Annotated in this window: 1 pseudogene; it reads right to left on the bottom strand. The window is 77.7% G+C overall.

Annotated features, from left to right (window positions below):
- Positions 1–395: pseudogene (locus JHN63_RS52105) on the bottom strand (diacylglycerol kinase); the annotation flags it as partial.

Here is a 395-nt window from a genome sequence, read left to right on the forward strand (position 1 = left end):
CCCCCGCGCACACAGCGGCGACGCCTCCGCCCCCACCGACACCGGCCGCACCTCCACCTCGGCCAGCCCGGACACCCCCGGCCGCACGGACACCGCCTCCACCGGCTGGTCCAGGTCGACCAGCGTGACCCCGTCGACCTCGACCCGCAGCCGCGCCGGCGCGAACCGCGGCACACCGTCGAGCGACTCCCGCTCCCGCGCCGGCCGGGCCGGCACCAGCGTCCGTACCAGCGACTGACAGGTCCGCAGCCAGGACGCGTGCCCGGAGCCGGCGGGCGAAGGCACCGCGGGCAGGGGCAGCGAGGGAATCCGCAGCGCGCCCAGCACCACCCCGTCGCTGTCGTCCACCAGCAGATCCATCCGCCGTACGACCCCGTCGAGCACCGCGCGCGCGG

It is taken from the genome of Streptomyces sp. MBT65, assembly GCF_016612545.1.
Taxonomy (GTDB): domain Bacteria; phylum Actinomycetota; class Actinomycetes; order Streptomycetales; family Streptomycetaceae; genus Streptomyces.